The sequence below is a fragment of the Nocardia sp. Tas62D01 genome, from assembly GCF_055232035.1.
The window spans coordinates 61,026-83,607 of sequence record NZ_JBUYUZ010000003.1 but is presented as its reverse complement, the minus strand read 5'-3'; the positions used below and the strand labels follow the sequence as shown (position 1 = coordinate 83,607).

Genomic DNA, 22,582 nt, shown 5'->3' with positions numbered 1-22,582 from the left:
CAGCGGCGTCGAGCTCCGCCGCGCGCCGGTCCTCCTCGGCCGCGCGGCCGCCGCAGGCACCCCGCGAGGTTCTCACCTCTGAGAGATCCGCCCGTGCTCGCGGTGGGCCTTAATCCAGGCGCGCTGTGCCAGAAAATCGGCGGTGCTGACGACGCTGGTGGCAAGTGCCGGGTTATACGGGCTCTGGATGCGCTTACTGGTGATGCCATGGGTTGCGCCGCACGAGCATTTGAGCGTTGTCCGATCGGATTGGCCAACTGTGGCGAGATCGGTGGGGTGACTCTTGGCGGTCATCTGTATCTCTTCCTGGCGTGCTGACCAGATGACTCAATTCTAACAGTCTAGACTGTCAACAGTCTAGATCTAGAGCCGCGGCATCACGCAGCCTCCTTCCGGGTGAACGTGTCGCAGTCACGCTCCCGCCAGGGCAGATGTCAGAGCGCGGCGGCGTGGTGGTCCTCGCAGCTGGGGCACACAGTTCAATATGGCCGCCATGTCGTGAGTCTTCTTCCTGCCCAATAGCTTTCGTCAACCGGCATTGGCGAAATGGGTGCTGCTGTTCCGGCGTGGCGGCGCCCAGGTGCGTAGGGATGCTGGTACGCCAGTGCCATGGGGAAACAGAGTGGGCAGAAGAAAGCACGTAGACAGGCGCGGAGCGGCAAAAAGGGTTCGATGCAGGTGTCGGGCGCAGTGACAGCAGCGCCGGCGCCGGCGAGGCGTCTGGTAATCCGCGATCCTCGCGGCGTGCGTGAGGTCATCTTGGGCGATGAGCTGATCGAAGAGTTCGACGAGGACGTGAAGGAGCTGGTTGCTGACGCCGAGTTGTTGGCGACCCGGCTGGAGGCACGCGGCTGGCAGCTCGATCGCGAGTACTCCGGTGACAATGCGCTCACGTGGTTCTATCCGCCGTCAGAGTTCAGACCAGAGCGCCGCGCTGACATGGTCTGGGAACGCCGTACCAGCTTCATGCTGTCATTTTCGGAGACATCGAATCGCCTGGCCGACTCCAGCATTGAGTTGGATCTCGTCGGCCACTCAACCGAAAAGCACGGCTGGTGGAAACCGGATCTTGACAGACTTCTTGACCATCTCGATGTCGTAGAGGCTTTCCGGCCGGGCGACGATCCGCGGATGATCCCGCTTCCGTACGTCCAATCCGGAGCGAGCAGCCCCGAACTACTTGCCCGCTACCCCGACCCGATGCGACAGCCACAGGCCCAGCAATGACTCACTGGTCATCGTCACGTCATCGCTTGCTGCTGGTGCGAGAGGCAGGATGCGCACCGTGGTCTACACCGCCTCCGTCATCGCCGTGACCAGGCCGGTGTCGGGGTAGAGCGCGGCGAATCCGGTGCTGTGCCAGCAGTCCTCACACACAGCCGATCGCGACGGCACAGTTTCGCGCACGATGCCTGGCTCCGGGCAGAACACGCAGCGGCATTCACCTGCGGCGGCGGTGAGTTCGATCTCGCGGCGGTCCGAGCCTGCGTCGTCGGCACCTGAAATACCGCCTGTGGGGCCCGCAGCCGCGTCATCTTCGACGAGCCAGGACAGTAGCGGCTTCCCGCTCTCCTCAGGCTCAGCGGGCTGTTCAGGGGCCGGTTCAGGGGACTTCTTCGCCAGGCGTGGTTTCTTGTGGTCCATGAGAGCGCGGAATGCCTGGTAGGTGCCATTTTCGATGCGGTCTGTGACCTGTGCGGGCATGTTCCTGGCCCGCTGGCGTTCGGCGGCGGCCTGGTGCTCGGCGGCTCGGCGTGCGGTGCGGCGTGCACGCACCATAGCGGCCGGTTCCGACGGGATCTGAGTGGTCCAGTCGATGCCAGGCAGCAGTGCCCGCAGGAATGCAGCTGGGTTCTGGATCCGGTCCGGCCAGGACAGGCCGCGGTCCTGGTTGTGCTGGTCCATGCGCTTTTTGATGGCGTAGCCGTCGAAAAGGAGGGTGTCGATCCCCACGATGATGAGCACGTCGGTGATCGCGCCGATGTGCCCGTGGTCCAGGCCGATGGATGCGGCGACCAGCTCGGCGGCCGCCTGCTGCGCATGCAACGGCCGTAGCGGCCGCTCCTGGCGTTCTCTGCTGCTTTTTTTCGAGAATTTTCCGCGCCGTGCGTGCGCTCGCGCGCGTTTTGGTGAGTTCTTACCAACTAGAGATTCTTCAAGAACTAAAGTTCTTGAAGATAGGTCCTCCCGGCTGTTGTCCTGGCCTCCACCGGCGGCTACGGCCGCAGCAATGTGTGCACCGCGGGTTAACCGGCCCAGGCTCGCGGACTTGCGGCGAGGCTTCAGCGGTGTTGCCCGGCCGACCGCGGCGCGGGGGACCGTCAAGTGCCAGACGCTGGCGGCCGCAGCCTGGTAGCCGCCATGGTGAGCCAGCGCGGCGACCCGCTCATGCTTGTACAGGTGCCGGCCGGTGGCCATGTCCACGGCGAACCCGAGCTTCAGCACGACGGCGCGGGCGCGTTCTACTGCCGCCTTCTGGAACCCGGACCGCTTGACGATGGTCGCGATCGAGGCAGTGAGGTTGCGGCCGTTGCCCGTATTGGCGGCCGCCGCCATCACCTTGGCGATCTTCAGCACCGTCTTCGCGCAAGTTCGCAGCCGCTTGAGCAGCCCGCGGCCACATTCGGTGTCCAACTCCAGGCGCAGGCAGTGCAGCCACTGCCGCGGGCTGTCCCACACCGGCACCTTGTTGGAGGCGCCGTCCGCGAGCGGCAGCGACCAACTTGTGCCGGTCTGGTGGCGGTTGAGTCCGGCGACGATCTCGGCGTCCGTGCTGTCCAGAGCCGGAGCCACGCCGGGCAGCCAGTCCTTCACTCTGACCACAGGCACCAGCGCTGAAGCGCCGTCAGGGACCGGCAGCGACCAGCTGGCGCCACGCTGACCGGTGTTGAGCTCGGCGATCGTCTGCTCGAGGCGGTCGCGTCGTCGTCGATACCAGCCCGGTGGCGAACCTTCTCGATCAGGAGCGCCGCGCCCGGGCCCGGGCGTGCTTTACCATTGGACCTGCTCAACTGGGCAGTCCTTCCTAGGGACACAAAAGAGGGACGCATCTGCGATTCGCAGGCGTCTTTCGAAGAACAGCGGGTGAGACCAATCGTTGGCGCGATTTTGTTGGGTCACACCACAGCTGCACTGAGGGTGAAGTTAGGTATTGGTCAGGTCAGCAGCACCTCCTCCGGTAGGTGACGGAATGTCCTGGCGCACACCGGAGTCCGGCGGCAGCGGGGCATGCGGGTATCGGCCGCATGCCCCGCGCGCCGGAGTCGCGATCCGGTGCGTGGTCTAAGAGATGGCCGCGGAGCGTACTCGACGTGGCTGCTGATCGTTTTCCTCGGGTGCCGGATGGCATCGGTCTCTGCATGTCCTTCTGGTCAGAGCCGGATGCGACACGCCCCGTGAAATCACCCGGTCCGCTCGGACGATGTCCGAGTGGACCTGTATCGTGATACGCGCGGGCCCTCGTTCGAGGAGTCGCAGCGGACCCCTCATTTGAGGCTTCGCACCCAGCTTGGGTTACGGAACCCCGGATCTCTCTCGCGGCCAAACGAAACGAGACCGGGGTTTCTTGCTGTCGAGCTTCGGTCAGATCGGCCGCTGAGCGGCCATTTGTTGTTCCCACCCCACCACAATCGCACCGAAAAAGCCGTTTGCGACACGCATCCACACCGGGTGTGTGTGGCCAGCGGATTGCCCGCGTCGACTCTGGTAGAGCTCTGAGAGCTGTTGTACCAGGCCCCATTCCGGATTTGAAAGTGCACACCTGCACGGCGCGGCACACCACTGCGCGCCGTGCCGCCACCGAGCTGTCGTCCTGGCCCATCCTGTGCCTCTCACGCCTTCGAGTCGTTCGTGGGGTCTCGCCTGAGCGGTTGTGAGTCATACGACTAAAGCGTCGGGCCGACTGACGGTTTTGACCGCTAGTAGTGCTGACGGTTCGAAATCGCGGAACCGTCAGTGTTTTTGACGGGTTGCTCGTCGTGGATGTGATGGCGGTGGTAGTCCATGACGTCGGTTCCCTACTTCCTCAGCTCGATGACGCGGCCGCCACCGCGGTGCTCGTTGCGGATCTCGGCCGCGGCCTTGCGGATGCTCGCGACGGTTCTGTACGACATCTGGGTTTCCGGTGCCTTCGCGATGGCGTTGTTCGCCGCGCCCGCGTCGATCGCGGTGATGACCGCGGCAACCTCTTCGACCGTCTTGGTCTTGGTGATGCCGCGCGCCTTGACCTGCTCGGCGAGCTCGAACACCGGCGACATCCACTCCGGCAGCTGCCGGGCCGTCGCGGCCGCCGTGACGAGAGGAGCGCCGGTGCGGGCCGGTGCGGGCGCCGGGCTGAGGCGGGGAGACGTCAGCTGGTGCGGGGTGGTGCGGGTCCGCACTGCGGGCTTGGCGTCCGACAGGGGCGGCTCGCCCACCGTTGCCGGTGCCTCGGTGTGCGCCTGGTCGTCGTCGGTGTCGATGTCGCCGGCCGGCGCGCCGACGAGCTCGTCGACGGAGGCATGCGCCGCGTCGGTCGGCTCATTCACTGCGGGCCGTGTACCGGTATCGATGCTGATGTCGGCGTTGTCGCTGGTCTCGGTGCCCGCAGCGGAGCTCTGGTCGGCGCTGTTGAGGTCGTCGATGGCGCTGGTGGTGCGGGTTTCGGTGTCGATCGCGGCGGCGCTGGCTGCGGGGTGCGGGATTTCGGTGCGGGTCCGCACCAACGCCAGTTCAGCGACCGAATCGGCGGTGTCGTGCGGGGTCGCGGCCGCCGCGTCGTCCCGCACTGCGGGCGCAGGTGCGGGTGCGGGTGCGGGGCCCGCAGTGGTGCGGGCCGCTGCGGGGTCGATTGCGGGTGCAGGTGCGGGTGCGGGGTCGATTGCGGGTGCAGGTGCGGGTGCGGGATCGACTGCGGGTGCAGGTGCGGGTGCGGGATCGACTGCGGGTGCGGGGTGACCCGAACCCGCAGTGGTGCGGGTTTCCAGGTGCGGGGTGCGGGTTTCCGCGTCGTCCCGCACTGCGGGTGCGGGCTGCTCCAGTGCGGGTGCGGGGGAGACGTCGACGCGCTCGGCGGTCCGGTGGTGGGTCACAGCGGCGTTGGCGTGTGCGAAGGAGTCCATCGGATCGACGTTCATCCGCGTCAGCTCGGCCAGCCGCGTGGTGATCTCATCGGTTTCGGTAATGGTCTCGGTGGCCCGAATGATCGCGCTCCCGTAGCGGCGCGTTGCTCGGTCGTGGATGGAGAGCGCGACGCCCATCATGACCGGAGCGATCGTGTGGACGACGGTGCCGTAGAAGTTGAAGCGCGTGATGTACGGGAAGGTGTTGAGTCCGATCGTCACCGCCAGCAGAGCCACCTCGATGCCCTTCTGCTTCTCTATCTCCGGTAGCCATTCGACGGTGTCGCTGTCGATGAGCATGATCGCCAGCAGGGAGCCGCTGATCAGAGCCTCCAGCGCGTAGGAGAACCAGAACATCGGATTGCTGGCCCCGCCGGCCGGGGCGATGTTCTGCTGCACGGTGACCGCGGAGTAGAGCATCGACGCGACCATGACGAAGGTCAGGATGCGCAGCACCAGAGTGCGGCGCTTGTACAGGCGCGCGAGGCGCGATTGCGGGCTGGTGGCACGCCGCGCCTCGCTGATGGCGCGCTGCGCCAGGAGCAGCTCCTCGGCCTCACGGTCCGCGAGCGCGGCCACGGTGCTCCGGGTCCGCGCGGCCGCGGCTGCGGCCGAGTCCATCCGGACGAGCTGGTCTTTGCGCTGGTGGTCGCGCATGGCCTCGGCCAGTGCCCGGTTCGCGGCCAGCTCCCGCTTGGACAGCGCATCGACGAGCGCCGGGTCGTGCTGGTGGGCCAGCACGACGCGCGCCTCCTGGACGCGGCGCTCCAGCACATCAGCGGGCAGATCCGCGGACTTCTTCTTCGACAAGATCTTCATCGGAGCATCCCCTTGGGACGAGATACGGGCAGGAGAGCCTGGGCACGTTCACGATGCTCAGACATGTAAACATTCTAACAGTTTAGACTGTTTACAGTTAGTGTGATTCTACTGCAGCAGTCGATCGAAGTCAGCCCCAAAGCCGCGAGCACCGCGCGCCGAAACAATCTCTGCCCCTTTCGAACCGAACGCCCTCCACCACACCGTCACCGCAGCACTCGGCGTGTCGGGAGTTGGCAGCGGTTAACACCCCTGTCGCCGAGGGCGTCACGACGGACGTGTTGAAACCTGGTCGGAGACATAGAAGTCCCGCTCGACGGCGTAGAAATTCAGTTCGCCGTCCTCGGCAACGACCGCGTCGAGAACGCCCTTCTGGTGCAGTAGCAGCAACTCCCGCATCGCAACCACGCCGGCAGGCCCGAGTCTTTTCCGGACCTCGGCGGCCTCCTCGGGGGCCAAACGCTCACTGAACTCTCGATCGGCGAATGCGCTACTGAAAGTGCATGTCTGAGTCGACAAGGACTGGAAGTATGCGGCCATCGGTTCTCTCCTTCCAGGTCATAGGAGGGATGCTCCTACGTATTTATCGAGTGTAGGAGCGTACCTCCTACACGTCCAGGGTTGATTTCAGCCGACCAGCCGTTTTAGCCAGCCACCCTCGGTTCGGCGCAAGCTACGAGAGCGCAAAGCCCTCGGGTTATCGGGGCGTTGAGCTGGGAACCAGTGCCAATGCCACTTAGCTTGACGTGTTTTCGCAGGTCATCGGCATGATTGCGATGTAGTGCCAGCTGGTTGGTCTGTGAGACTGGTTGGTGTGGAGCGTTTTTGGGCGTGTCGGTGCCGGATCGTGTCGGTGCTGGGGTTAGCGTCGCCGACGTGGTGGATGTGGGTGCGGTGTCGTTGATCGATCAGGTGTCGTTGGGTGTGTTGACCGCTGTGGTGGACCGTGATGCGGTGGAGATGGCGATTTCCGAGCACGGCAAGGCGCCCAAGCGTCGTGGTGGGACGTTGCCGCCGCATTTGGTGATGTATTTCGTGGTCGCGTTGGCGTTGTTCGCAGGTGTGGACTACGAGGGGGTGATGCGGAAACTGGTTGGGCCGCTGCGGCTTTGGCGTTGTTGGGATCCGAAGTGGAGTTTGCCGACCTCGGGTGGGATCACCCAGGCCCGGCAGCGGCTGGGGTTCGAGCCGATGAAAACACTGTTCGAGCGGATCGCGGTGCCGGTGGCGTCGCGGCTGACCCTGGACGCGTTCTACGCGCGACGCAGGCTGGTCTCGATTGATGGCATGGTGTTCGACGTGGCCGACACCGAGGCCAACGCAACGGAATTCGGTAAACCGAGCAAGGGAGTGTTGCCACAGGCACGGGTGGTGACGTTGACCGAATGCGGCTCGCATGTGAGCCTGGGCGCGGTGATCGGGCCGGTCGTGGGCAAGGGCACCGGTGAACGCACCGCCGCGGCCGAACTGATCTGGTTACTCGAACCCGGCATGATGTTGGTGTGTGACCAGGGGTTCTACAGTTTCAAACTGTGGTGCCAGGGCGCCGACACCGACGCCGACCTGTTGTGGCGTCTCGGTGACATTATGGACCTGCCGATCGTGGACCGCCTCGGTGACGGCTCCTATGTGACACTGCTTTTCGCGCCCAAAACCCCGGCGAAAATGCGGGCCGAGCTGCTGGAGGCGGCCATAGCCGGGGAGGAGTTGGACTGGGACCGGACTCGTTTCGCCCGCGTCATCGAGTACGAGATCACCGACCGTGGCGAAGGCGGTGAGCTGATCTGCCTGCTCACCACCATCCTCGACCCGCACGAGGCACCCTCGCTGATCCTGGCCGAGGCCTATCACCAACGCTGGGAACACGAAGCCGCGAACAGGCAAATCAAGACGCAGCTCCGCGGCCCCGCCAAAACCCTGCGCTCGCAAACCCCGGACATGGTCCGCCAGGAAATATACGGATTCCTCATCGCCCACTACGCGATCTGCTCGCTGATCTGCCGGGCCGCGGTCGAGACCGGCATCGATCCCGACCGCGTGAAGTTCACCCAGACCGTCCGACTCGCCCGCGACACCATCGCAGGCCCGGACGGTTTTTCCCCTGACCGCCAACTCGAGCTCCACACCGAACTCGCCGAACAGATCACCGCAAAACGCCACCTCAACCCCCGCCGCCACCGCTCCTACCCCCGCGTCGTCAAACGCGCCAGACACAACAGCTTCCGAGTAAAACGCAAGGCAGACAAGGGAACCCGTCACACCGGACCCGCTACCATCCGGCTGGCCAACCAAAGCTGCATCACGCCGACACAACGACGACCATCCGCAAAACCGCCGGTCACAGCTCTACAGGGGGCGAGCTAAGCGGCATTGGAACCAGTGCCGGACATCAACAAGGTATCGGCGTGCCAGGTATCGTCTCGCCGCCGCAAATGTCTCACCTTGCGCGCTTGTGTCTCTTCCTTGTCTCTTCCTTGTCTCCTCCGGCGTACCCTTCGGTCAACACTGATGTTTCATACTGAAGGCAGGCGGCTATGGGCACCGTCTTGAAAGCTCTTCTCCAGCAACGTCACCTGCAAACGGTCTCGTCGTTCAACCGCGAGTACGACCAGCTCGCGAGAACCCTGGAGCCCGAACTTGTTGGGGGTGGCCCGCGGAAAGCGCAGTTCTACCGGTGGCTTGCTGGTGATGTTTCCCGCTTGCCCTATCCGCACCACTGCCGGATCCTTCAGGCCATGTTCCCCGAATGGAAGATCGCGGAGTTGTTCGAGGAATTCTCGGGGGATCCAGATGATCTGGTGCGGCATCCTGAGCCACCGCGACCACGAGGAACTTCCAGCCGGGGCGAAATGGCCGATGTCGAGGCGGTTTTCGCGACTCGACTGGACTTCATGCGGGCGATGCCGCCGCAGGAACTGTTCGAGACGGCTCAGCAGATCGACATGGCCGGACTGTCCTTGAACATGTTGTGCCAGCAGTATTCCGACTCCGACATCGTGCGGCTGTTGGACACCGGGACGGTCATTCGATGCCTGTTCCTTGATCCGGACGGCACCAGCATTCGGGATCGAGAGATCGAGGAGGGGCATCCGGCGGGGCTGCTGACAAACCTCACCGACACGAATATCCGCACCCTTGAACGCATTCGGAACAAAACCAGCCCGAGCGCGCCCGGTTCGCTGCTGATCCGTGTCTACGACCAGCCAATCCGGTTCAACATCACGATCATTGACGCCGCCGTGTGCGTCATGCAGCCATACATGCCTACGGCGCGGGGTGTCGAGTCTCCAACCTTCGTGGCGCGCAAGTCCAGCGGGCGGGGGATCTTCACTACGTTCTCCGATGTTTTCGAGAGCATGTGGGTCGACAGCGGGGAAAGGCGCGTCCAATGAGCTTTGAGGTGGCAGCGATGCTCGATGTGGCGAGAGTGGCCGTGGCGCGCGGTTGCGAGCTGCTGCGCACCGTCGGGCCGGGTGAAGTGCGCAGCAAGGACGACCGTGATTTCGTGACCGACCTCGATATGCGTATCCAGGAAACGGTGCGGCGATATCTGCAGGGCGCCGCCGAGGGCATCGACTTTCTGGGGGAAGAGGCCGACGGCGCCGAAACGGCTGTCGGTTCGCGATATCGGTGGATTCTCGACCCGATTGACGGAACATCGAACTTCATCCACGGCCTGCCGCTGTGCGCGGTCTCCTTGGCATTGACCTGCGACGATGTGCCGATAGTCGGCGTGATCGGCGCACCGTTCCTCGACCTGGAATATCACGCATCCACTGGGAAAGGCGCGATCTGCAATGGCCGACGCATTACCGCGAGCGCCACGGATTTGTTGTCGAACGCCATCGTCTCGATCGGTGACTACGCCGTCGGTGCGGGCGCGGCGGTAAAGAACCGGCAGCGGCTCGCTGTGACGGCCGCGCTCGCCGAGCAGATCGAGCGGGTTCGGATGTTGGGCTCAGCCGCGCTGGATCTTGTGTGGGTCGCCGAGGGACGCATCGACGCTTGTGTGCTTTTGTCGAATAAACCGTGGGATGTCGCGGCCGGAGTATTGATCGCGCGCGAGGCCGGCGCGATCGTCACCGACTCCGACGGCAGTGGCCACACCCTGTCATCCGCTCACACGATCGCAGCGAATCCGCAGATCTCCGACGCTCTGCTGAAGCTGCTTGCGGCGACCGATCCCCCTTCCTGATCAGGGGGTGAAGGAGAACTTGATGCGACCAGCGAGTCAGCCCCAACCATTTGCCGTCGCGCAGTTCGTGATGACTCGCGAGCTGGACCGGATCGCGGCTGCAACGGACACCGGCGTCACGATCGTGTGTGGTTTTCCGGCGTCGGGAAAGTCGACAGCGGCCCGTCATCTCACCGAAGTCATGGGCGCCGTGCTCATCGACAAGGACAGCTTCGCGCCCGAGCTCGAAGAGTCCGTTATGACCGAGCTGACCGGCGACCCGCACGACCGGGACAGCAGCGTCTACGCGCGGATCATCAACCCACACATCTACAGCGCCCTGATCCGCCACGCGCTCATCACTGGCCACCGCACGCCGGTGGTTGTCGACGCGCCGTTCCTTGGTCACGTCCGATGCGCTGCCCAGCAGGGAATCTCACTCGGCGAGTACATCGAGTCATCCGTGTCAGCACCGGCGCGGCAGGTCCAGACCATCTGGGTGTCGGCCGAACCTGACCAGATCCGTGAGCGGATGGCCCGCCGGGGCGCACCTCGCGACGCCGGAAAACTGGCCAACTGGGACGCATATCGGAACGAGGTCCTGGAACAGGGAACTGGCGATTTGGCCGCCGCCGTCGTGGACTACGTAGTACGAAACTAATCTCGCAAGCCCGAGCGAGCGATGCTGGTCAGGCCAGTGATTTCAGTCGACCAACCGTTTTGGCCGACCCCCTTCGTTCCAGGCGATGATCGTCTGTGGTTCCCAGATCGGTGAGCCCGCGACACGATCAAATGGTTCCGGCAGGCGACCTGCCGATAGGTACGAGCTCACCGTCTGTGGTGACCAGCCCAAGTAATCCGCAACGTCTCGCCGGGTCCAGTACGGCGCTTTCGGATCCAGCGGTGTGCTCATACCTCTGATCGTAGGAGCAAACCTCCGACTGGCTAAAGTGCGGCCTATCGATCGGATTCCGTTCGTAAAACGCCTCAGGCGGTGCGGCGCGGTCGAACGGTGGCCAGAGCGCGCATCGCGTCGGCACGCGAAATGGGCTGATCGTCGGCGAGTGCGGCCAATGGCACTACGCGCTCCCGCTCACCGCCCTGGCAGTTCCATGATTTCGAGCAGGTTGCCGGCGTTATCTGCGGTGGCGGGCACGAGATAGTCAAGGTTGGTCGCGACCATCGCGGCCAGAGCGATAGGACGGATCCCAAACTTGAGCCCGACATGGATTAGCCGATCCACACCGGCGCCGATCAGGGGAGACATGGTCTCAGAGATCGGATGCAGGTTGTCGGCGTGTGTTTTCCCGCCGTGCACGATCAGGTTTCGCTTGCGGTAGAACCGCACGAACTCGTTGGTGAGGATGTCAGCGATTTTGCGGACTTCGGGTCCTGGGCCGACCAGGAACGGGGTCAGGCGCTTGATCGCCAGATTGTCGACGTCGCTCGGCATCGTGACCGGCGTGCCCGAGCACAGGTGCTGCTGAAACCGCTTGGCGCGGCTGAGATTGTCGGGGCAGTCCGTCAGCTCTCGGGCAAGGGCGTCGTCGTTGCTGTTGCGGTAGTTGTGGGCAAGCCTGGTTAGCTCGGCGCGGGGCATACTTGCGGCGACGATGAGTGAAAACCGTTCGGCCCCAACAACGTCGCGGTCGTCTGGACCTACCAGCAACGACTCGATGGCCGACCAGCCGCTCATGATGGCCAGGTGAGCGGCCCCAGTTCGGACAGGCTGAATTAGCGCCAAGGCGCTGGTGATGTAGTCGGGCATCTGCAAGTCCTGCAATTGATCGAGGCGCTCGAAGGAGCGCACATCGAGCATGCGATTGGTGGCCTGAGTGGCGAAGATCTTCCCCTTCTCCTTCGACCACATCTGTTTCGCGAGCTGGATCTGAGGGCGGCCACCTACTTGGAACTTCGCCTCGAGATCGGAGATCCGGGCGCGAGCGCGGTCGGCGGCGGAGTTGATCTCCTTTGCGCACACTTCCAGCAGGAACGACCCCTGGTAGCGGATCGAGTCGGCATCGGGTGCGTGCTGCTTCTTCCACCCCGCGGTATCCACTGCGGTCAACCAGCCCGGCGCGCGGTCAGGGGTGATCTCGAACGGCGTGTTGTTGGTGATCGGCACGCAGAAGGTGAAGACCCGTTCGGGCTTGGAGAGCCGGTCCGCGGCCGTGTTCAGGAAATCCGGGACCGTGAAGGTGCCGCTTTGCTGCATGCTTCCGATCCAGGTGTGAAGACTGCTCTTGTGATAGCCGGAATCGAGGATGTGGGCGGCGATCCGCCGTGCCGCCCCCTCCACATCGATCGGTTTGCCCTTGTCGAATTCGGCGGCCCAGTTCGACAAATACGACTGGTCCGTGCGTCGCACATGTTCGGACAGCTGCACGTAGGAGTGGCTCCCGGTGGTGATTCCGGGGTTGATCGCGCCGGCCGCTTTGCCGACAACGTTGCGCAAGGTACCGAGACCAGGATCGGTTTGCAGCAGGTGCTTGGCGTACGCGCGCAGATCCTCAACCGCGCTGACCGACATACCCGGCGTGACGCTCTCATCCAGCAGTTCCCGAGCGATCTGTAGGGTCCCTCCACGCCACAACCGACGATGCCATGGAGTTCCGCTGGACGCGATCTCACGAACCCGCGTGATGAACCCCTTTTGACCAGCCTTCTCGACGATCGCCACGACGTGTTACGCTACAGACGTAAGTGGGCGCAGTCGTTCTGCTTCTGCAGAGCCATCAGCCCACTCCCTTCGTAGATAGACCGAAGGCTGAAGCGCCCCCAGATTTTCTGGGGGCGCTTCGTCGTTTACGGGTCAGCCGAACCAGCGAATCTCACCGGCGCACGGTCTATCTGCCTGACAGGCACCGCACACAGCTTGAGCGCGCAGCAACGCTCAGGTCAGCGGTCGATCGGGCATGCTGTGGCCCCGACTGCGAGCCTCTGCAGCGACGCGCTTTCCTGGTTGCATGCTTCCGTCTCGCAAGACGATCCAGCCATGCGTGGCGATCCACCGGGATTGTGCCGTCGCATCATCGGCATCGAGGAATAACCGGAGACCGTCCTGGTCGGTGGCTGATTCGGCGATCTGCGCCCAATCCGGGCTGTGGCCGTGAATGGCTTGATGGATGCTGATGTAGGCGGCGGTGAAATAGCCGATGTCCTCGTGCGGAGCCTTTGAGATTTCGTCGCCGAGGTGGCGGCGGTGGAACCGCCGCCCGGTGCATAAGGAGCGTTCCTGGGTGTTGAACGCGATCCACCCCAATTTCCGGGCCGTCAGGAAGATGGCTGGTCGGAAGTCCTTGCCGAGGTACGCCATGCCGGTCGCCTCGGTCCACCACTGCGCAACCTCGGGGGCGGCCACAGCCTCGCTCCAGTGCGGGCCGGTGCCGTGCTCGCGCCAATGTGCTGCCACCGCTTCGGCCAGCAGCTTGCTGAGAGCTTTCGCGTCCTTGGTCGTGGCGATGACCTTCTTCGCGCGCTGTTGCCTGGCGAACCATTCGTGCGTTCTGGCCAGCTTCTTCGCGGACTTGGTGGGCGCCGACCCCTCAGTAGGAACCGCTTTCAGAACAGCCACAGGCGTGGGCGTCTGCCCAACTTTCAGCAGCCACATCACCTTGGCGGCGGAATCACTGTCCGCGGCTGGCGGGATCAGGGGTTCTCGTTTCGCGAACCCGTACCGTGCCGGAAACATCGCGCGCGACAGCAATATGGCTGCCTGCTGATCGCTGGCCAACTCGGTCGCAGCGAGCCAGCGCTCAGCCTCTTGATCGGTCGGTTCCGCACCGTTCTTGACTTTTACCGCGGTGGACACTGTTCAGCCTCCCGAACGCTTAAGTCACCGAATACCTTCGCCGCGCCGAGGATGGCACCCGAGTTCGCACCAATCGCTGATTCCTAACTGGTGTGTCCCGCCCACGATTCGGTCGACCAGAAGTGGGCTGAGCCAACCGGAACTATTGGCCGCGTTCCAAGGCCAGGAAGCCGGGACTCTTGCGTACGTGGGTGAGGCTGGGGCGCAGCACCAGGCCTGAGTCGGTGACGTCCACGTTCGCCTCCTTGTACACCGTGGTCACCTCGGCGAGGCGCTTCTTGAAATCGCGTTTGAACTGGTAGTTGCCCTGTTTGGTGTCGGCGAGCTCGGATCCGAACTGGCCTTTGAGCGAGGCCCACGGCACGGTGGTCTGCTTCCTCAGTCGCGACATGCGGTAGGTCAACCAGGTGTAGATATCCAGCCGCATCGGCGACTCGCGCAGCAGCATCAGCGCCTGCATGTCCACAGGCACCGGGGCTTCAACGACCTGCTCGAAGAACTCCGGGGACAACCGCACCATGGACTCCATCAGCGACGGCTGGTCATCTTCGGCGCCCGGTTTCCACCACAGGTCATATCCCGACGCCACCGACATTTGGGCGCCCAACTGCCGGTGCTCGTCGCCGATGTACTCCACGGAGACCGTGGACCGGAAAAGGCGTTCCATCTGCTGCTTGGCGCGGGTGCCGTTGCCTTTCCTGCCGCCGCTGGGTAGCTCGTGGTCCTTTATCAGCCCGACTTTGCGCATGAACTCGGTCAGGCTCGCACCCAACACCAGGTCTCGATTCTTCGTGCGGACCGCTTCGGTGCTCATCCACGTCAGGATCAGCCGCGGGATGCTGCCGAACGGGTATCCGAGCGACTTGGCCTCGCCGTCCGGGCCGAAGATCACCCCCGGTCGCACGATGAGCTGGGTGTTGCCGTTGACCCGCCGCCACGCCGCAGGATTGTCTTTGGGCTCCTTGTACGGCAGGGAGGTTTGGGTGAACAGCCGCGCCAAGTAACCGATTTCGGGTTCGGCGTCCCACAGTTCAACCGCAGCGTTGAAGAAGTCCAGGTCGCTGCGTTTCTGCCGGGGCATGCTGGCCAGCCTGCCAGACCATCGAGCCCTTGTGGCGGTACCGCTCGCATACCTTGCCGACCGTTGCGGGCGCCGCACCAGGAATCGCACCACTGCTCGCATACCTTGCCGACCCGAGACGGTTATCCACGCATACCTTGCCGACCAGCTCCGATGCGGTGTTGTCCTCGCATACCTTGCCGACCCATCCTCAATCTGGGGACGAGCGGCTGCTGCCAGCAAGTTGTCCTCGCATACCTTGCCGACCAGGACGGCCGTGTTTTCCCAGGAACGCACGAATACTTTGCCGACCGACTCGCATACCTTGCCGACCACGACCCTGCATTTGCGCAGGTGACACGCACAAAATCGAGTCGGCCTTTAGTTCTTTCCTTTAGAGATCTACCTCTAGTAGGCTGACCCCGGCTGTGAATGGATTCCAGCCCAAACCACAGGAATTCTCGCCCTGACCAGGGCTTTCCAGCTGTTTTCGGCGGCTAGGTCCGTGGCGGACGGTGCATCAAGGCCGTTCGGCTGCGCCTACGGATGGACTTGTTAGGTCGCTGGGCGTCGGTGCTGGCGATACAGGAACGCGTCGCTGCGCTGCGTAGTCCACCAGGCACGGATTTGCTCATCGCTGCCTCATGGAGATTCAGGGATGCGGTGACCCGCCATCTCGAACCCGGCTGCAGTAATGGTGGCCATGCTCGGTCGAGTTCGCGCGCGGAGTACATGCGGCATCCCGATTCTCCTGGACATACGACTTCAAACTGCCTGACTGAAGGGACTCCACCATGCCGTCGACGACACTTCCTTCTAGTGATCTCCGTTCCGACGTCGAAATCCTTTGGGAGTACAACCAATTGAACGATGAGGTGCGGCCAGTCGATGTAGCAATCGGACTCGGCAGTCACGACCTGGGGTCGCCACCTACACGGCTGACCTTTACCACCTGGGCATGGCCCCGCTGATCGTCTTCACCGGCGCAAACGCGCCCACGACCGTCGAGCGTTTTCCCCGTGGAGAAGCCGTGCACTACCGCGAGCACGCCCTCAGCCTTGGTGTTTCGGACAGCGCGATCCTGGTCGAGCCCAAGGCCACCAACACTGGTGACAACATCGACTTCACCCGAGAGGTTCTCCGCGAACACGGTGAGCTGGACAAGATTCGGTCCGTCATCCTCATCTCTCGGCCGTACCAGCAGCGTCGCAGCTGGGCTATCTGCCGCAAGCGGTGGCCGGAGGTAGACGTCCTCTGCTCATCTCTTCCGTTGCCGCTCGACGAGTACATCAGCAGCATCGGCGACGTCGACCGTGTGATCAACATGCTGGTAGGTGACACCCAGCGGCTCTGGGTCTATCCCACCAAGGGATGGGCCGTCGAAGTACCCATTCCTGACGACGTGTGCCGGGCATACTCGCGGCTCGTCGACGCGGGGTACACCAGTCGCCTACTCGCGGCCTGAACTATCGGCTCGCTCGAGCAAGGCCCGGCGCACCGGCAGCTCGATTCAGAACAGCACCCAGTCAGCGGCGACAGCGGCCCGCGGCATCGACCATCACGAAATCCTCCCAAACAACGAAAGGCCCCCAGCGAATCGCTGAGGGCCTGCAGAAACGAGAAAAGCTTCAACCGAGTGGTTGGAGCCCGAGTGGTTGGAGCTTTGGTTTGGGCACACTGGGTGTGCCACCGTGAACACCCTTTGTTCAGGCGCTCACCGTCGGACAACCGAGCGACCGAAGGAGAACCGTGCCGGACAGGCCTGCGTCGAACGATGTATGGAGAACGCGGAGGTCTCACGGATGTGGCCTGTGCCGAGTACCCCGGCCGACCGTTGGGCTGCTGCTCGACTGCGGATCCGGTTACAGCTCGTCTACGGTCGACCGGGAGAACGTCGGCGGGCCCGGCGCCAGGCCGGTCACTCGATGATGTTGCCCTGATCATCGGCACGCGGGACACCAGCTGCTCGCTGGGAGGGTGCAAAAGGGTGTGCTGAATGGCCGTTAGAGTGCCAGGGTTGCGCGGAGTGCGGCGTCTATCTGGTCTGATGGTTCGGAGTCTGGGCCGGACTCAGTTCGGGTGTCCAAGCGCGGCGGCTATCCGCGCGTCCAGGGTCGCCAGGGTTTCGTCCGGGAGTTGTCCGAGTCGTTCGGCGAGTACTGAGCGCCGGGCGGCCAGCCAGCCCCCGGCTGCGTCCAGCCACACCCGGTTTCCGTCGACCTCGGCCGAGACCGACAGTAGGTGTCCAGGGTCAGTGTCGGACACCTGCAACACCGGGAACACCCGGTATCCGGGTCCGTCCAGGACGGCTTGCGCCGCGATCAGCGCCACGGTTCGGCCAGCGAGTCCGGGCACCTGGTAGCGCCAGATTTCACCCCGCCGCACGCATCCCCCTGCCCTGGTCGTAGCGCGCGGCGGTGGCCTCCAGCTCGAAGTCCGCGCGGGCGGCCTCGGCCTCGGCCTGGTCGCGGGCCGGGTCTGGTGGTAGCGGGGTGGGGGCGTAATCGTGTAGCAGGTGGCGGACCAGGGTGGCCGAAACCACCGCCGATACCGACGTGCCGGACAGCTCGGCCGCTCGCTCGGCCAGCGACAGCGCCACCGTGTCCATGCTGAGGGTCTTCTTCGTCGTTGCCATACCCACAGACACTACCTTTCTGCCGGGTAATTCAGGTGGTATCGGGGCGTACCGATGGTATCGGGCGACCGAACGGTGCCCCCGAATCTCGGTCGACCCCAACCGACCCCAACCGACCCTGGGGTCGACCCCCATCGACTCTTATACCGCCCAGGGGTATAGGGAGGGTGTAAAGGTGTGACCTCCGGATTTGGCTGGATGACGTCTCAGGCGGTGCGGCGCGGCCGAACGGTGGCCAGAGCGCGCATCGCGTCGGCGCGCGAAATGGGCTGATCGTCGGCGAGTGCGGCCAGTTCGATGGCGGCCCAATCCCGGATCAGCTCTGACCAGGTGACGCCGCGGGCGGCAGCTTCGGCGCGGATGCGCTGGTCCATTTCCAGCGGCATACGCAGGGACCTGACGACCATCACCGCCTCGGCATCGCCGAGCTCGGGCGGTGCCTGATCTTCGGGCACGTCCTCCCATGCCAGGGCGGGGTTGTCCATCAGGGCATCGACCTGTTCGGGTGTCGGTATCGGATATTTCTTCTCGGTCATCGACGGGTCTCCTCCCAGTTCTCGAATGTGGTCCGCTCGCCGACGGTCATGTCTCGCGCGGACGCGATGTGCCACTGCCATTCCGACACCTGATAGACACCCACAACCAACGGCCGACCTGCGGTGGTGCGGCCCCAAATGGTCAGGATGGACGCTCCGGTGCCGTCCCGGCCGCGGCGCGGCCAGCGCGGGCGCTTCCCGGTCAGAACCTGCACCACTTCCCACGGCTCGATGCCGCGTAACCGATCCAGCGCCCATTCCGGCCAGTCGTAGCCCACACCTGGCATATTACGCCCGTAATACGCGCTCACCGGGTGAAATCGGGGCGGCGTGGCGATGTGAACGGCGACCCTGGTGTCTACAGCTCCGGGAACTTGTGGACCCTGGGTATGCACCATGGCGATGGGATGAACTCCCGCACTGGCTTTGGATCAAGGCGCGGTGTCGGTCTGACTTATATGATCCCCTGTGTCGCCGCCAGGATTTGATGGCAGCGATCCGAGCCGGACACCGTTTGTCCCCCATGGGGGACAAACCTCATCCGCGCACAGTTGCTGTCCCTCGGCCGAGAGGGCTGGTCAGGCGGAATCGTCACGGCGACAAGGCATCGTGAAAGGACTCGCATCATGGCGGCGCGACCCACCGTTTTCGGCAATCACAAGGGTGGTGTCGGGAAAACACAGGTGCTCACACTCACTGCCGCCGAGCTGGCCAAGCGGCGCCGACGCGACGGGAAGTCCCGCAGGGTTCTGTGTATCGACCTTGACCCGCAAGGAAATCTCACCCGCCGGATGGGTTACCTCGAGGAACAGATCGAGCAGCGGCCCAGCATGGCCGAAGTGATTCAGACCGCCTCACCCGAGGTCCTCCAGAGCTGCCTGCTGCCCTGCCAGTGGGAAGGCGACTGGGCCGACAACATCACGGTGGCTCCGTCTCGCATCGAACTGGAGAACCGAGTCCCCGAGGCTGGGATACCGGGTTCGCATCTGCGGCTGCGGAAGGCCCTCACCCCTCTGCTCGATCACTACGACGATGTCCTCATCGACGCTGCCCCGACGCTCGGGCATCTGCTGCACCTCGGACTCGCCTCCGTCGAGCCGGACAACAACAGCCAGGGGGTCAGTGTCATCGCCGTCATGACGCCCAACTACGACGGCTTGCGTGGTGTGCGCCGCCTGGACGCCATGATTGGCGACCCGCACTATCAGCTGTCGCTGAACATGCGTGCCCGCTTCATCGGCGTGGTCATCAACCAAGTCCGCACTAACGTCCTCACCCACAAGCAGCGGACCGACGAAGCGGTCAAGACGTGGGGGAGCGCCGTCTGGACACCGCACCTGCATCTGTCCGCCGGCGCCGAGCGTGCCGTCGAGTTTTCCGAGCCACCTCAAGCCGCCGACGACGCCAAGTCCCGTATCGCCATGCAACTTGCCGCGGAGTCCTACGTTGACAACTACCTCGCCGCGATCGGCGAGCACCAGGTCCAGGAAGTGACGAACTGATGGCACGCCGAGAGATCCCGAAAGTCGAAGGAACCACTGTCGTCCTCGAGCGCGGAGTCTCCGGGGGAACCAGCACCGCCGAGCGCGGCGCGATCGGCCGGCCGGTTGCAGCCTCTGTGGCCGTTGCCGACATCCCCGAGCCGTACGAACAGCCCGACGCCATCGGCGAACTCACCGCGCAAGAGCGCAGCCATCTCGCCGCGTGCGAGGCCGCGTTGGACGTGCTGCGGATCGCGTTCTGGCGAGCCGGCAAGGCCCTCAAAGTCATCTCCAGCGCCCGCCTGTACCGGGAAACCCACGACACGTTCGAGGCGTACGTGGTGGACCGCTGGCAGATGCAGACCTCCCAGGCGTACCGGCTCATCAGCGCCGCGGCCGTCGCCGAGCCCATCGCGTTGTCCCCCATGGGGGACAAAATCAACGAACGCCAAGTCCGGGAACTGCTTCCCCTGGCCGACCAACGCGGCGACCAGGCCGCGGCCGAGCTGTATCTCACCCTGGTTCAGGAGACCACCAACGGCAGCGGCCCCAGGGTCACCGCAGGCCTCGTGCAGAAGACCGTCGCCGCGACCGTCGCCGCTCTGCCGCCCGGAACCGCATGGGACCGAGAAACCGTCACCGAGGTCGTGCGGACCATCCTCGGAATGACCGGTGAACCCCTCACCGACGACCAGACCGATGATTCGCCTTCATGGTTCCAGGCCGAAGGCAATCGGGTCGCCACCCTCGCTGACAAGGTCGCCAAGCGCGCCCAGAAGCACCCGGACGAAGCGCGCGCCTTCGCCGCTGCTCTCGTCCAGCACGCGCGCCGCATCGAGAAAGCGCTCACAACTCGTCCCAAGGCAACACACACCGGCGATCGGGGTTAGCCGAACGCGGAGCCTATGAGCCCGCGGGAGGCGGTGGCGCGGCGACCGCGCGGTTCAGCTTGCGGGCGCTGGGGATTCTGGCGGCGATAGCTGCCTACCCGGAGGGGTGGGTGGTGACCGTGGCCGATGTCGTGCGTGGGCCGCCGAGGACTCCATAGAGCTCGAACTCGCACAGCTCGAGGCGGCGGAATTTCTGCGGCGCGAACAGGTCCGCGACAGAGCGGAACATGATGCGAGGCGAGGATATCCGAGCAGGGACCATCCCCGCGGGTGCGGGGCCGACGGCTCCTTGGCGCGGGTCTCGCGCGGCTGCTCCGGACCATCCCCGCGCGTGCGGGGCCGACGCCGGAAGTCCGCGACTTGCCGTTGCAGCAGAGGACCATCCCGTTACCGAGTGCCGGACCATCCCCGCGCATGCGGGGCCGACCACGCAGGCCACCGCGGATGCGACGATCTTGACGGACCATCCCCGCGCGTGCGGGGCCGACACGACCGCCGGACTCAACCGGATCACGAGCCTGGGACCATCCCCGCGCGTGCGGGGCCGACCCGATGGGTGCAGCGAACATGCCCGGCATGGGAGGACCATCCCCGCGCGTGCGGGGCCGACGGACGGGTCGCCAACTCCGGATGGGCACGACCAGGACCATCCCCGCGCGTGCGGGGCCGACAACCGCGGCGACGTGATCGTGTGGCCTAGAGGGGGACCATCCCCGCGCGTGCGGGGCCGACGTGTTCACCGATGTAGCGGACGTACAGGACGCCGGACCATCCCCGCGCGTGCGGGGCCGACCCGGCGGATCTGGTCGAGTGAGTCACCGCGGCCGGACCATCCCCGCGCGTGCGGGGCCGACCGTGTACGGGTTACCGGGCTACGGAAAGACCAGGGACCATCCCCGCGCGTGCGGGGCCGACACTTCCTGAGCAGGGCTAATTCGATGGAGTCTACGGATTTGCATTCACTTTCGATGGCGTTGTGATCTGTTCAGAGTTCAACTCACTCATAGCAGTATTGAGCCGGGGACCGATGTGGTACCACCCGGCGTGGAGTCTGAGGGCTGTCCCCGCGCACGGGGCCGACCCCGCTTGCTCGGACACGGCGCGTTGGGAGAGGGAAGCATCCCCGCGGGTGCGGGGCCGACACGCGCTCTCTCCCACACTGCGGAAGGTCCGCGGAGCATCCCCGCGGGTGCGGGGCCGACTGGGTGCGGTTGGCCATGCCGGGGATGGACCCGGGAGCATCCCCGCGCGTGCGGGGCCGACGACACGACACACCGGCTCCTTGCGTCGTGTGCGGGACCATCCCCGCGCGTGCGGGGCCGACCGAGTGGTGCGACCTCCCGGACGTCCTCACAGAGGACCATCCCCGCGCATGCGGGGCCGACCTGGGCAAGTGGGAGGTTGGTGTGTTGCGGGCGGACCATCCCCGCGCGTGCGGGGCCGACTAAGCACGGGCGTCGCTGTAGCCGACACCGCTGGGACCATCCCCGCGCGTGCGGGGCCGACCAGGTTTATCTCCAGGACGGAGGCTCCGGAACCGGACCATCCCCGCGCGTGCGGGGCCGACCCTCCGAGCATCCTGTTGGCGTACGTCTCCCAGGGACCATCCCCGCGCATGCGGGGCCGACTTCCGCAACTTCGACAAAGACCTCAAGTCGGAGGGATCATCCCCGCGCGTGCGGGGCCGACACCACTCCGTACAAGGTGTGCCCGTCGATCGGGGGACCATCCCCGCACGTGCGGGGCCGACCTCATGGCTAGTAACGCCCGAGTCGTCGATGAGGGACCATCCCCGCGCGGTGCGGGGCCGACCAGACCGGGGCGGATCAGTTCGCCGGAGCCCACGGACCATCCCCGCGCGTGCGGGGCCGACGGTGTTCCGGCACGGCTGCGGCTGATCAAAGTGGGACCATCCCCGCGCGTGCGGGGCCGACGCCTCCATCCCGATCGGCAGAGTAACCGCCGTGGGACCATCCCCGCGCGTGCGGGGCCGACACTTCCTGAGCAGGGCTAATTCAGCGTCTCGTTTCGGGACCATCCCCGCGCGTGCGGGGCCGACTCATGTGCGGAGGTGAGA

The 22,582-nt window shown here is 64.8% G+C and carries 20 protein-coding genes and 3 CRISPR repeat arrays (1 of these 23 running past the window's edge); of the genes, 8 read left to right on the top strand and 12 right to left on the bottom strand.

Features of this window, described 5'->3' with window-relative positions; translation table 11 throughout:
• Positions 1-72 precede the first annotated feature (72 nt).
• Complete coding sequence (locus tag ACV7NQ_RS48125; protein ID WP_463366267.1) at positions 73-294, bottom strand: hypothetical protein; 222 nt, start codon at positions 292-294, stop codon at positions 73-75.
• A 378-nt stretch (positions 295-672) separates the two neighbouring features.
• Here ACV7NQ_RS48125 and ACV7NQ_RS48120 point away from each other — a divergent pair, with 378 nt between their 5' ends.
• Positions 673-1,227: a hypothetical protein gene (locus ACV7NQ_RS48120; protein WP_463366266.1), complete on the top strand. Its 555-nt coding sequence runs from the start codon at positions 673-675 to the stop codon at positions 1,225-1,227.
• A gap of 63 nt (positions 1,228-1,290) precedes the next feature.
• Here ACV7NQ_RS48120 and ACV7NQ_RS48115 read toward each other — a convergent pair whose 3' ends face one another.
• From ACV7NQ_RS48115 to ACV7NQ_RS48105, 3 genes are all read right to left on the bottom strand, one after another.
• A complete protein-coding gene (locus ACV7NQ_RS48115) occupies positions 1,291-2,823 on the bottom strand; it encodes a hypothetical protein (RefSeq protein WP_463366265.1) in 1,533 nt (510 codons plus the stop codon).
• Between the two features lie 1,193 nt (positions 2,824-4,016).
• A complete protein-coding gene (locus tag ACV7NQ_RS48110; protein WP_463366264.1) occupies positions 4,017-5,918 on the bottom strand; it encodes a hypothetical protein in 1,902 nt (633 codons plus the stop codon).
• A 267-nt stretch (positions 5,919-6,185) separates the two neighbouring features.
• Positions 6,186-6,458 (bottom strand): hypothetical protein, encoded by a 273-nt coding sequence (locus ACV7NQ_RS48105; RefSeq protein WP_463366263.1) that lies wholly within the window; start codon positions 6,456-6,458, stop codon positions 6,186-6,188.
• Positions 6,459-6,749: 291 nt separating this feature from the next.
• Between ACV7NQ_RS48105 and ACV7NQ_RS48100 the strand changes: the two genes are divergently transcribed.
• The 4 genes from ACV7NQ_RS48100 to ACV7NQ_RS48085 all read left to right on the top strand — a co-directional run bounded on the left by ACV7NQ_RS48100 (position 6,750) and on the right by ACV7NQ_RS48085 (position 10,753).
• A complete protein-coding gene (locus ACV7NQ_RS48100) occupies positions 6,750-8,282 on the top strand; it encodes an IS4 family transposase (RefSeq protein WP_463366270.1) in 1,533 nt (510 codons plus the stop codon).
• Between the two features lie 170 nt (positions 8,283-8,452).
• Positions 8,453-9,310: a DUF5919 domain-containing protein gene (locus ACV7NQ_RS48095; protein WP_463366262.1), complete on the top strand. Its 858-nt coding sequence runs from the start codon at positions 8,453-8,455 to the stop codon at positions 9,308-9,310.
• Positions 9,307-10,113 (top strand): inositol monophosphatase family protein, encoded by an 807-nt coding sequence (locus tag ACV7NQ_RS48090; protein ID WP_463366261.1) that lies wholly within the window; start codon positions 9,307-9,309, stop codon positions 10,111-10,113. The genes ACV7NQ_RS48095 and ACV7NQ_RS48090 overlap by 4 nt, the downstream gene beginning before the upstream one ends.
• Positions 10,114-10,135: 22 nt before the next feature.
• Positions 10,136-10,753, top strand: coding sequence for a P-loop nucleotide/nucleoside kinase family protein (locus ACV7NQ_RS48085; RefSeq protein ID WP_463366260.1), 618 nt, complete (start codon positions 10,136-10,138; stop codon positions 10,751-10,753).
• Positions 10,754-11,185: 432 nt separating this feature from the next.
• Here the strand turns inward: ACV7NQ_RS48085 and ACV7NQ_RS48080 are convergent, their stop codons facing one another.
• From ACV7NQ_RS48080 to ACV7NQ_RS48070, 3 genes are all read right to left on the bottom strand, one after another.
• The gene (locus ACV7NQ_RS48080) at positions 11,186-12,772 is read right to left on the bottom strand and encodes an integrase (protein WP_463366259.1); all 1,587 of its coding nucleotides are present in this window, start codon (positions 12,770-12,772) and stop codon (positions 11,186-11,188) included.
• Between the two features lie 213 nt (positions 12,773-12,985).
• Complete coding sequence (locus tag ACV7NQ_RS48075; RefSeq protein WP_463366258.1) at positions 12,986-13,903, bottom strand: hypothetical protein; 918 nt, start codon at positions 13,901-13,903, stop codon at positions 12,986-12,988.
• Positions 13,904-14,045: 142 nt separating this feature from the next.
• Entirely contained in the window at positions 14,046-14,984 is a 939-nt protein-coding gene (locus tag ACV7NQ_RS48070; RefSeq protein ID WP_463366257.1) for a replication protein RepA, read from the bottom strand.
• A 937-nt stretch (positions 14,985-15,921) separates the two neighbouring features.
• On the opposite strand from ACV7NQ_RS48070, the gene ACV7NQ_RS48065 reads away from it, so the two are divergent.
• Positions 15,922-16,428: a YdcF family protein gene (locus ACV7NQ_RS48065; protein ID WP_463366256.1), complete on the top strand. Its 507-nt coding sequence runs from the start codon at positions 15,922-15,924 to the stop codon at positions 16,426-16,428.
• 605 nt (positions 16,429-17,033) lie between these two features.
• On the opposite strand, the gene ACV7NQ_RS48060 is transcribed toward ACV7NQ_RS48065, so the two are convergent.
• From ACV7NQ_RS48060 to ACV7NQ_RS48045, 4 genes are all read right to left on the bottom strand, one after another.
• A complete protein-coding gene (locus ACV7NQ_RS48060; RefSeq protein WP_463366255.1) occupies positions 17,034-17,348 on the bottom strand; it encodes a hypothetical protein in 315 nt (104 codons plus the stop codon).
• On the bottom strand, positions 17,335-17,604 hold the full coding sequence (locus ACV7NQ_RS48055) for a hypothetical protein (protein ID WP_463366254.1): 270 nt from the start codon (positions 17,602-17,604) through the stop codon (positions 17,335-17,337). Before ACV7NQ_RS48055 ends, ACV7NQ_RS48060 begins: the two co-directional genes overlap by 14 nt.
• A gap of 200 nt (positions 17,605-17,804) precedes the next feature.
• On the bottom strand, positions 17,805-18,134 hold the full coding sequence (locus ACV7NQ_RS48050) for a hypothetical protein (protein ID WP_463366253.1): 330 nt from the start codon (positions 18,132-18,134) through the stop codon (positions 17,805-17,807).
• On the bottom strand, positions 18,131-18,421 hold the full coding sequence (locus tag ACV7NQ_RS48045) for a hypothetical protein (RefSeq protein WP_463366252.1): 291 nt from the start codon (positions 18,419-18,421) through the stop codon (positions 18,131-18,133). The genes ACV7NQ_RS48050 and ACV7NQ_RS48045 overlap by 4 nt, the downstream gene beginning before the upstream one ends.
• Positions 18,422-18,760: 339 nt before the next feature.
• On the opposite strand from ACV7NQ_RS48045, the gene ACV7NQ_RS48040 reads away from it, so the two are divergent.
• The gene (locus ACV7NQ_RS48040; protein ID WP_463366251.1) at positions 18,761-19,636 is read left to right on the top strand and encodes a ParA family protein; all 876 of its coding nucleotides are present in this window, start codon (positions 18,761-18,763) and stop codon (positions 19,634-19,636) included.
• A complete protein-coding gene (locus ACV7NQ_RS48035; RefSeq protein WP_463366250.1) occupies positions 19,636-20,505 on the top strand; it encodes a hypothetical protein in 870 nt (289 codons plus the stop codon). Before ACV7NQ_RS48040 ends, ACV7NQ_RS48035 begins: the two co-directional genes overlap by 1 nt.
• 94 nt (positions 20,506-20,599) lie before the next feature.
• On the opposite strand, the gene ACV7NQ_RS48030 is transcribed toward ACV7NQ_RS48035, so the two are convergent.
• Positions 20,600-20,734 (bottom strand): hypothetical protein, encoded by a 135-nt coding sequence (locus ACV7NQ_RS48030; RefSeq protein WP_463366249.1) that lies wholly within the window; start codon positions 20,732-20,734, stop codon positions 20,600-20,602.
• A gap of 26 nt (positions 20,735-20,760) precedes the next feature.
• Positions 20,761-21,420: direct repeats of the CRISPR family, unit length 28 nt; unit sequence GGACCATCCCCGCGCGTGCGGGGCCGAC.
• A gap of 198 nt (positions 21,421-21,618) precedes the next feature.
• A CRISPR array of direct repeats spans positions 21,619-22,255; the repeat unit is 28 nt; unit sequence GGACCATCCCCGCGCGTGCGGGGCCGAC.
• Positions 22,256-22,349: 94 nt separating this feature from the next.
• Positions 22,350-22,582: a CRISPR direct-repeat array (repeat unit 28 nt; unit sequence GGACCATCCCCGCGCGTGCGGGGCCGAC) (it continues 226 nt past the right edge of the window).